Below are 7,902 nucleotides of genomic sequence, written 5' to 3'. Positions count from 1 at the left end.
AGACCGCACCGGCCGGCGAGCCACAGCCTCCCCACCCGCGCCTTTGCTCGCGCCGTTCGACATCTCAAGCCACCACTTCGCTCGATGCAGTCAGACGAAGTTCGTCCGAGACATCGACGACCTGTCCATCGACCACATGCACGTTCCGCTGCGCCCGCGCCGCCAGTTGCGGGTCGTGCGTCACCATCACGATCGTCGCTCCGGAGCGGTGCAGCTCCTCCAGCAATGCCATCACGCTGCGTGCCATCTGGCTGTCGAGGTTGCCGGTCGGCTCGTCGGCCAGCAGCAGCCGCGGGCTGCCGGCCAGCGCCCGTGCGATCGCGACCCGCTGCTGCTGCCCGCCCGACAGCTCGGCCGGGTAGTGGCGCTCGCGCGCGGCCAGCCCCACCCGCTCCAATGCATCGCGCACACGCCGGCGCCGCTCGTCGGCCTTCATGCCGCGGTACCGCAACGGCACCTCCACGTTGTCGGCGATGTTCAGGTCCGGGATCAGGTTGAAGGCCTGGAAGATGAAGCCGATCTTCTCGTTGCGGATGCGCGAGCGGGCGTTGTCGTCCAGCTGCCCCACCTCGACGCCATCGAGCAGGTAGCTGCCACCGGTCGACGCTTCCAGCAGCCCGGCGATCGTCAGGAAGGTCGTCTTGCCCGAGCCCGACGGGCCCGTCACCGCGACGAACTCGCCCTCCTTCACCTCCAGGTTGAACGCGCGCAGCGCATGGGTCTCGATCACCTCGGTGCGGTAGACCTTGGACAGGCCGGTCATCTTGAGCATGGGAGTCCTTCGGTTCGTTCCTGGATGGGTTGAATCACTGGCTGACGGCGACCTGTTCGGCGCCCTGGAACAGCTCGGCACCGGACACCACGACCCGGTCGCCGACGGCCAGGCCGCCGAGGATCTCGACCTTGTCGAGACTGCGCGCACCGACACGGATCGGCGTCTTCACCGCCACGCCATCGCGCAGCACGTACGCATGGGCGCCGCCCGATTCGTCGACGAAGCTGCCGCGCTGCACGGCCAGCACGTCATCGCGCTTGTCGAGCAGCACGCGCACCGACAGGCGCTGGTTCTGCCTCAGCTGGCTCGGCTGCTCGGCCGCGCCGCCGCTGAAGCGCAGCCGCGCCGCCACCTCGTTGTTGACGACCTCCGGCGACACCGTGCTGACCGCCGCGCGCCAGGTGTGGCCGTTGCCGCTGATCTCGCCCGGCATGCCGACGCCGAGATCGCGCGCGAAGCTCTCGGCCACCTGCATCTGCACCTCCAGCGCCGACAGGTCGATCACCGACAGCAGCTGCGCATCCTTCGCGACATTCGCATGCTCGGCAATGAACAACTGCCCCACCTGGCCCTCGACCGGCGAACGCACCGTCAGGCTCTCGACCTGGCGCTGCAGGTCCTTCACCAGCAGCAGCTGCCGCGCATGCGCGAGCTGCCTGGCCTGCACGTCGAACTTCAGGCTGTCGTCCTTCAGCCGCAGGCCGGCCTCGGCATGGTCGAGCGCGATGCGCGCCTTCTGCAGCGTGTCGCGCGCATGCTCGACCTGCATGCCCGACACCGCGCCGGCGTCGAACGCCTTCTGCTGGCGCGCCAGATCGTTCTGCGCACTGCTGTGGTCAATGCGCGCCGCATCGAATGCGCCCTGCAAGGCACCGCGCTGCTGCCGCGCATCCACGTCGGCACGCAGCACGTCGGCCTTCATCGCATCGGCATTCGACAGCTCCTGCGCGAGCTTCGCGGCCAGCTCGGGGCTGTCGATCACCGCGAGCACCTGGCCGCGCGCGACGCGGTCGCCGGCATGCACCTTCAGCGTCGCGGCACCGCCGCCGGCGGCGTACAGCGTCGGGCTCACCGCGGCGACGACCTTGCCCTCGGCGGCGATGTCGCGCACGAACGGGCCACGCTGCACGGTCGCGACCACCAGCCGCGAGGCCGACACCGACGGGCCGCTCGAGAAGCCGTACCGCAGCGCCGGCGTCGAGAACGCCACCGCGACCAGGGCCGCCAGCGCCGCGCCGACCGCGAGCCATGGCCCGGGCCGCATCCGGCGCTTCGGCAACGGCTGGTCCTGGGCCGAGGTGTCGCGGATCAGCGGGGCGTCGTTCGCAGCGTTCATGCCTGCTTCATTGCAACGCCCGTGCCCGCGCCCGCCGGCGATGAAAGTCCCGTCGAATCAAGGGCTTGGCGTGGATTGCCCCTGGTGCCGATGTGTCCGCGGACAGCCGCCGGACGGACAACGGACAGCGCGCGGACAATCCGCGGCCATGATGCCGACACCCACCACCGCCCTGGCCGCGCTGATGCAGGCCTTCTTCGACGCCGTCTCCTTCGAGCCCGGCGGACGCCCGCCCTACGAGCGGCTGCACGGGCTGTTCATCGACGGCGGCCTGCTGATCCGCAACATCGGGCCGGCACCCGAGGTGACGGGCGTCGCGCAGTTCATCGCGCCGCGCCAGCGCTCGGTCGAGGCCGGCGAGCTGACGGCGTTCCGCGAGACCGAGCTGGCCGAGATCACCGAGGTGTTCGGCCAGGTGGCCCACCGGACCAGCACCTACGCGAAGACCGGCACGCTGAACGGCCAGGCCTTCGCGGCACGCGGCGTGATCTCGACGCAGTTCGTCTCGACGCCCGCCGGCTGGCGCATCAGCGCGATGGCCTGGGACGACGAGCGGCCGGGGCTCGCGCTGCCGGCGCGCTACGAGCCGCCCGCCGCCTGAACGCTCAGCCCTTGAAGGGGTTGGCGGTCGCGAACCACAGCCCGATGCCGGTCGCGATGATGAACGCGCCGTCGAGCACGCCGACCAGCAGGAACACCTTCTGCTGCAGCGGCTCCATCAGCTCGGGCTGGCGCGCCGAGGCTTCGAGGTACTTGCTGGCCAATACGCCGACGCCCAGGCAGGAGCCGATGGCGCCGAGGCCGATCATGTGGCCGACGGCCAGCGGGACGAGGTCGATACCGTTCATGGCGAGCCTTTCGTTCACTGTGAGGTCTGGTCGAGGAAGCCGGTGACGCTGCGCAGGCGCCGATCGTCGAGCAGCTCGGCGAAGTCGGTCCCGCGTGCCACGCCCTGTCCGCCGGCATCGCACAGCTGCCACGAGAAGCGCAGGTAGCGGCCATGCGCATCCACGGCGCCATGCGGCTCGAAGCGGTGACCCGGATAGTGCTGCTGCACGGCGCCGATCAAGCCGCTGATCGCCTCATGGCCACGAACGTCGGCCAGCGGGTCGGTGTAGCGCGCGTCGGCACTCCACAGCTCCGCGATCAGCCGCGCCCGACGTGCCGCATCGCTTTCGTTCCAGGCCTCCAGATAGCGGGCAACGAGTGTGCTGGCATCATTCATGAATGCTCCTTCGGGGTTGAGTGAGTGAGAGGACATGGCTGCATCCTCGCGGCCTGGCCACCTGCAGTCGATGACCTCCCAGGTCAAGTCGCCACGCCAGTCAAAGGAGAACCCGATGCTGTTCGTTCGCAACGTCACCCTGCCCGACGGCCGCCACGGCCACGATGTGCTCGCGCGCGACGGCCGCATCGAGGCGATCGGCCCCCAGCTGCCGCAGCCCGAGGGCGCAACGCTGCTCGACGGCCACGGCTGGCTGCTGTCGCCGCCCTTCGTCGACGCGCATTTCCACATGGACGCGACGCTCAGCCACGGCCTGCCGCGCGTCAACCAGAGCGGCACGCTGCTCGAGGGCATCGCGCTGTGGGGCGAGCTGAAGCCGCTGCTGACGCAGCAGGCGCTGGTGGAGCGCGCGCTGCAGTACTGCGACTGGGCGGTGGCCAAGGGCCTGCTCGCGGTGCGTTCGCACGTCGACATCTGCGACGACCGGCTGCTCGCGGTCGACGCGCTGCTGCATGTGAAGCAGGTGGTGAAGCCCTGGCTCGACCTGCAGCTGGTCGCGTTCCCGCAGGACGGCGTGCTGCGCTCGCCCAGCGCGCTCGCCAACCTGAAGCGCGCACTCGACCGGGGCGTCGACGTGGTCGGCGGCATCCCGCACTTCGAGCGCACGATGGCCGACGGCGCCGAGAGCGTGCGGCTGCTGTGCGAGCTGGCGGCCGAGCGCGGGCTGCGCGTCGACATGCACTGCGACGAGAGCGACGACCCGCTGTCGCGCCACATCGAGACGCTCGCGTTCCACACGCAACGGCTCGGGCTGCAGGGCCGCGTCACCGGCTCGCACCTGACCTCGATGCACTCGATGGACAACTACTACGTCAGCAAGCTGCTGCCGCTGATCGCCGAGGCGCAGGTGCATGCGGTGGCCAACCCGCTGATCAACATCACGCTGCAGGGCCGCCACGACAGCTACCCGAAGCGCCGCGGCATGACGCGCGTGCCCGAGCTGATGGCCGCCGGCGTCAACGTCGGCTTCGGCCACGATTGCGTGATGGACCCGTGGTACTCATCGGGCAGCGCCGACATGCTGGAGGTCGCGCAGATGGGCCTGCATGTGGCGCAGATGACCTCGCAGGCGCAGATGCGGGCCTGCTTCGACGCCGTCACCGTCAACAGCGCGAAGATCCTCGGGCTCGAGGGCTACGGGCTGCAGGCCGGGGCACGCGCCGACTTCGTGCTGCTGCAGGCGCGCGATCCGGTGGAAGCGATCCGGCTGCGCGCGACGCGGCTCGCGGTGGTGCGCGGCGGGCAGGTCGTCGCGCAGACGCCGGCCGCCACCGCGACGCTGTCGCTGCCGGGGCGGCCGGGCAGCGTCGACTGGACGCTGCAGCGCTAGCGGCCTGCGGCCTCGCGGAAGTAGCGGATGCGGTCGTCGTCGGCCGGGTGCGATGCGATCGCAATGCCCAACCAACCGGGCTCGGCGCCGTCGGCACGCTTGCGGCGCTCCTCGGCGATCTTCTCGAAGAAGCGCACCATCGCGTCGGGCGAGATGCCGGCGGCCTTCATCAGGTGCACGCTGTCGACATCGGCCTCGCGCTCGGCATCGCGCGCATAGCCCGCCTGCCCCAGCACCAGCGGCACGCCGGCCAGCAGGCTGCTGAAATCGCCGAACACCACGCTCGTCACGACGCCCAGCGCAGTCGCCTGCACCAGCATGCGCAGCCCGTGGCGGTGGCGCACATGGCCGAGCTCGTGGCCGAGCACGCCGACGATCACCGATTCGTCGCCATCGACCAGCGCCACCAGCTCGTCGGTCAGCACCATCGTGCCGCCAGGCAGCGCGAACGCGTTCGGGCCCAGCGACTTGTCCTTGCCGCGGCGGAACAGCAGCTGGTGCGGCGGCGCGCCCTGCGGCCAGGCCTGTGCCACCGCGCGCTCGAACGCCGCGCGCAGCTTCGCCTGCTGCGCCGCCGGCAGTTCGCTCGGCTGCACCAGCTGGCCGTCGACCGACTTCATCGCCGCCTCGCCGATCTCGCGGTCGACCGAAGGCGGCAGCATCGCGACCACGGCGCGCGAGGCCCATGGCAGCCCCCACAGGTAGCCGGCGCCCAGCAGCAGCGCCAGCGCGACGACGATGCCGCCGACCCAGCGCCAGCTCTGCTGCGCCTTGACCACCAGCGTCTCGCCGCGGCCGCTGGCGCGCGCCCAGGCGTCCCACGCCGCCGAGTCGGTGCAGTGCAGCGCACCGCCGTCCTTCAGATGCGCGACGCGTGCGCCGTGGCGGGTGCGCTCCGGCCATTGCACCTCGGCCAGCGGCACGCTGCGCGCGACGCCGTCGCCGGCGACCAGCAGCCGCTCGCCGTTCACCTGGATGCGCACGTGGTGGCTGCGGGCGCTGCGGCCGTCGAAGAAGTCGACCTCGAGGGCCGGAGCAGCGGGCGCGTTCACAGCCCGACGTCGATGCCGAAGAAATCACCGGCCGCGTCGCCGGCGGCATCGCCTTCGTGGCCGGCCTGCGCGACCAGCGCGTCGAGGTGGGTGCGGCTGACGATGCCGACCGATTCGAGCCGCAGCCGGGTCAGCGCGACGCGCGCGAACGGCCAGTACAGGCCGAGCGTGACGATCATCAGCACCCAGTTCAGCAGCGTCACGCGCAGCAGCGGCCAGAAGCGCAGCTCGCTCTTGAAGCGCAGGTGCTGGTTGCCGGTGCGCGACCACAGCAGGTTCTGGAAGCGGGAGGTGAAGTACGGGCGGGCGAAGACCTGCATCAGCAGCCACGAGGCCAGGATCACGACGAAGCCGAGCACCACCGCCGCGACGCGGCCGGTCTCGCCGCGGTTGCGAATGAAGTCGGCCACGCTGGAGCCGAGCAGCGTGGCCATGCCGAACACGACGAGGCCGGCCACGACGCCGGCCACCAGCCACACGCCCAGGCTCTTCAGGCACAGCCCATAGAAGGCCCCGGGGCCGGCGCGCAGCTCGGTCTGCAGCTGCGCGAACGCATAGTGGTCGTGCTGGTACTTCTTCAGGTTCCACATCATCAGCGGAAGCACGAGCAGCGTCACGCCCATCACCGCGGAGAAGATCGGGCCGAACCAGCCGGGCGGGTGGACCTGGTCGGGCACCGCGAGCAGGACCACCAGCAGCACGGCGCTGGGGGCGAACACCGGCAGCAGCGCGCGGTAGGCGCCGGCGACGTCGCCCTTGAAGCGAAAGCGCAGCCCGCGCCAGCTGGTGTTGGCGAGGCGGAACTGCAGCGACGACTTGAACAGCGCGGGCCACAGCGCCGCGACGATCACGAAGGCCACGAGCCCGGCCATCGGCGAGAACTGGCCGGCCACCGAGTACAGCGCGCCGAGCAGCACCACCAGCAGGTAGCCGCGCAGCATCTTCTTCGGGTCGCCGTGGAAGCCGAGCGGATGGCCGGCCACCAGCGTGTTGCCGTAGAAGTAGCGCAGGCGGCGCACCTTGGCCCACGGGAAGTAGAGCCCGGCGGTGACCAGCGTGAGCAGCAGGTTGACGATCCAGATCCGGAAGTATTCGCTGCCGGAGCCGGTGAAGCGGATCGGCAGGCGTTCGTTGAGCGTGCTGTCGAAGCTGGACGGGGTGACCGTGGGCGGCGCGGTGGTGCCGAGCGTCGAGACCACGCCGTTCAGGCCGGCGCTGTCGATGCTGGCGCTCTGGGCGGGCTGGTCACCGTCGGGCGTGATGAATCCGCCCTGGGGGCCGTGGGGTGTTGTCATGTCGTGTTGCGCCGTGCGGGGGTGGATGGCCGGCGTTCTCCCTCGCCGAAAACTTTAACACTGCGTTTCAGACAGCCACCCTTCGCTAGAATCGTTTTCACTCCAGGGACACCCACATGAAACTCATCGGCTCGCTCGCAAGCCCGTACGTGCGCAAGGTGCGCATCGTGATGGCGGAAAAGAAGCTCGACTACCAGTTCGAACTGGAAGACGTGTGGACGAGTGACGCGATCATGAAGTCCAACCCGCTGGGCAAGGTGCCGGTGCTGGTGATGGAGGGTGGCGAGGCGGTGTTCGACTCGCGGGTGATCGTGGAGTACATCGACACGCGGTCGCCGGTGGGCAAGCTGATTCCCGAGACCGGCCGCGAGCGCACCGAGGTGCGCACCTGGGAGGCGTTGGGGGATGGCCTGCAGGATGCGGCGATCCTGGCAAGGCTGGAGCAGACCTGGGCCGGCCGCAGCGAGGGCCAGCGCAGTGCGGCCTGGGTGAGCAGGCAGATGGACAAGGTGCACGCCTGCCTGGCGGCGATGAGCCAGGGTCTGGGTGACAAGGCCTGGTGCTCGGGCAACCACTTCACGCTGGCGGACATCGCGACGGGCTGTGCCCTCGGGTACCTGGATTTCCGGTTCGCCCATATCGACTGGCGGGGGTCGCACCCGAACTTGTCGAAGCTCTACGAGAAGCTGGCGCTTCGGCAGAGTTTCATTGATACGGCTCCGCCGAGGATTTAGGTCTTGTTCACTGCGTGAGGCTGCTGCCGGGTCTCGCCCCGGCGGGCGAGTCACTTTCATTTGAAGCCCAAATGAAAGTAACCAAAGCAAAGGGC

The 7,902-nt window shown here is 69.9% G+C and carries 9 protein-coding genes; 3 read left to right on the top strand and 6 right to left on the bottom strand.

Annotated elements, in window-relative coordinates:
* Positions 1-64: 64 nt before the first annotated feature.
* Both AC1DXV_RS04635 and AC1DXV_RS04630 read right to left on the bottom strand, forming a co-directional pair.
* A complete protein-coding gene (locus tag AC1DXV_RS04635; RefSeq protein ID WP_477866619.1) occupies positions 65-772 on the bottom strand; it encodes an ABC transporter ATP-binding protein in 708 nt (235 codons plus the stop codon).
* 34 nt (positions 773-806) lie between these two features.
* Positions 807-2,111: an efflux RND transporter periplasmic adaptor subunit gene (locus AC1DXV_RS04630; protein ID WP_477866617.1), complete on the bottom strand. Its 1,305-nt coding sequence runs from the start codon at positions 2,109-2,111 to the stop codon at positions 807-809.
* A gap of 148 nt (positions 2,112-2,259) precedes the next feature.
* Between AC1DXV_RS04630 and AC1DXV_RS04625 the strand changes: the two genes are divergently transcribed.
* Complete coding sequence (locus AC1DXV_RS04625; RefSeq protein WP_477866615.1) at positions 2,260-2,712, top strand: hypothetical protein; 453 nt, start codon at positions 2,260-2,262, stop codon at positions 2,710-2,712.
* Between the two features lie 4 nt (positions 2,713-2,716).
* Here the strand turns inward: AC1DXV_RS04625 and atpE are convergent, their stop codons facing one another.
* Both atpE and AC1DXV_RS04615 read right to left on the bottom strand, forming a co-directional pair.
* Complete coding sequence (atpE, locus tag AC1DXV_RS04620; RefSeq protein WP_047511051.1) at positions 2,717-2,959, bottom strand: F0F1 ATP synthase subunit C; 243 nt, start codon at positions 2,957-2,959, stop codon at positions 2,717-2,719.
* 14 nt (positions 2,960-2,973) lie between these two features.
* On the bottom strand, positions 2,974-3,336 hold the full coding sequence (locus AC1DXV_RS04615) for a nuclear transport factor 2 family protein (protein WP_477866613.1): 363 nt from the start codon (positions 3,334-3,336) through the stop codon (positions 2,974-2,976).
* Positions 3,337-3,451: 115 nt separating this feature from the next.
* Here AC1DXV_RS04615 and AC1DXV_RS04610 point away from each other — a divergent pair, with 115 nt between their 5' ends.
* Positions 3,452-4,726, top strand: coding sequence for an amidohydrolase family protein (locus tag AC1DXV_RS04610; RefSeq protein ID WP_477866611.1), 1,275 nt, complete (start codon positions 3,452-3,454; stop codon positions 4,724-4,726).
* Here the strand turns inward: AC1DXV_RS04610 and AC1DXV_RS04605 are convergent.
* Together AC1DXV_RS04605 and AC1DXV_RS04600 are read right to left on the bottom strand one after the other, a co-directional pair.
* Positions 4,723-5,778, bottom strand: coding sequence for a M48 family metallopeptidase (locus AC1DXV_RS04605; protein ID WP_477866609.1), 1,056 nt, complete (start codon positions 5,776-5,778; stop codon positions 4,723-4,725). The genes AC1DXV_RS04610 and AC1DXV_RS04605 overlap by 4 nt on opposite strands.
* On the bottom strand, positions 5,775-7,073 hold the full coding sequence (locus AC1DXV_RS04600) for a YjgN family protein (protein WP_477866607.1): 1,299 nt from the start codon (positions 7,071-7,073) through the stop codon (positions 5,775-5,777). The genes AC1DXV_RS04605 and AC1DXV_RS04600 overlap by 4 nt, the downstream gene beginning before the upstream one ends.
* Before the next feature lie 116 nt (positions 7,074-7,189).
* Between AC1DXV_RS04600 and AC1DXV_RS04595 the strand changes: the two genes are divergently transcribed.
* Positions 7,190-7,807, top strand: coding sequence for a glutathione S-transferase N-terminal domain-containing protein (locus tag AC1DXV_RS04595; protein ID WP_477866605.1), 618 nt, complete (start codon positions 7,190-7,192; stop codon positions 7,805-7,807).
* Positions 7,808-7,902: the final 95 nt, after the last annotated feature.

Source organism: Rhizobacter sp. P3_C12 (genome assembly GCF_056402735.1).
This window is presented reverse-complemented; position numbering and strand designations above follow the sequence as displayed.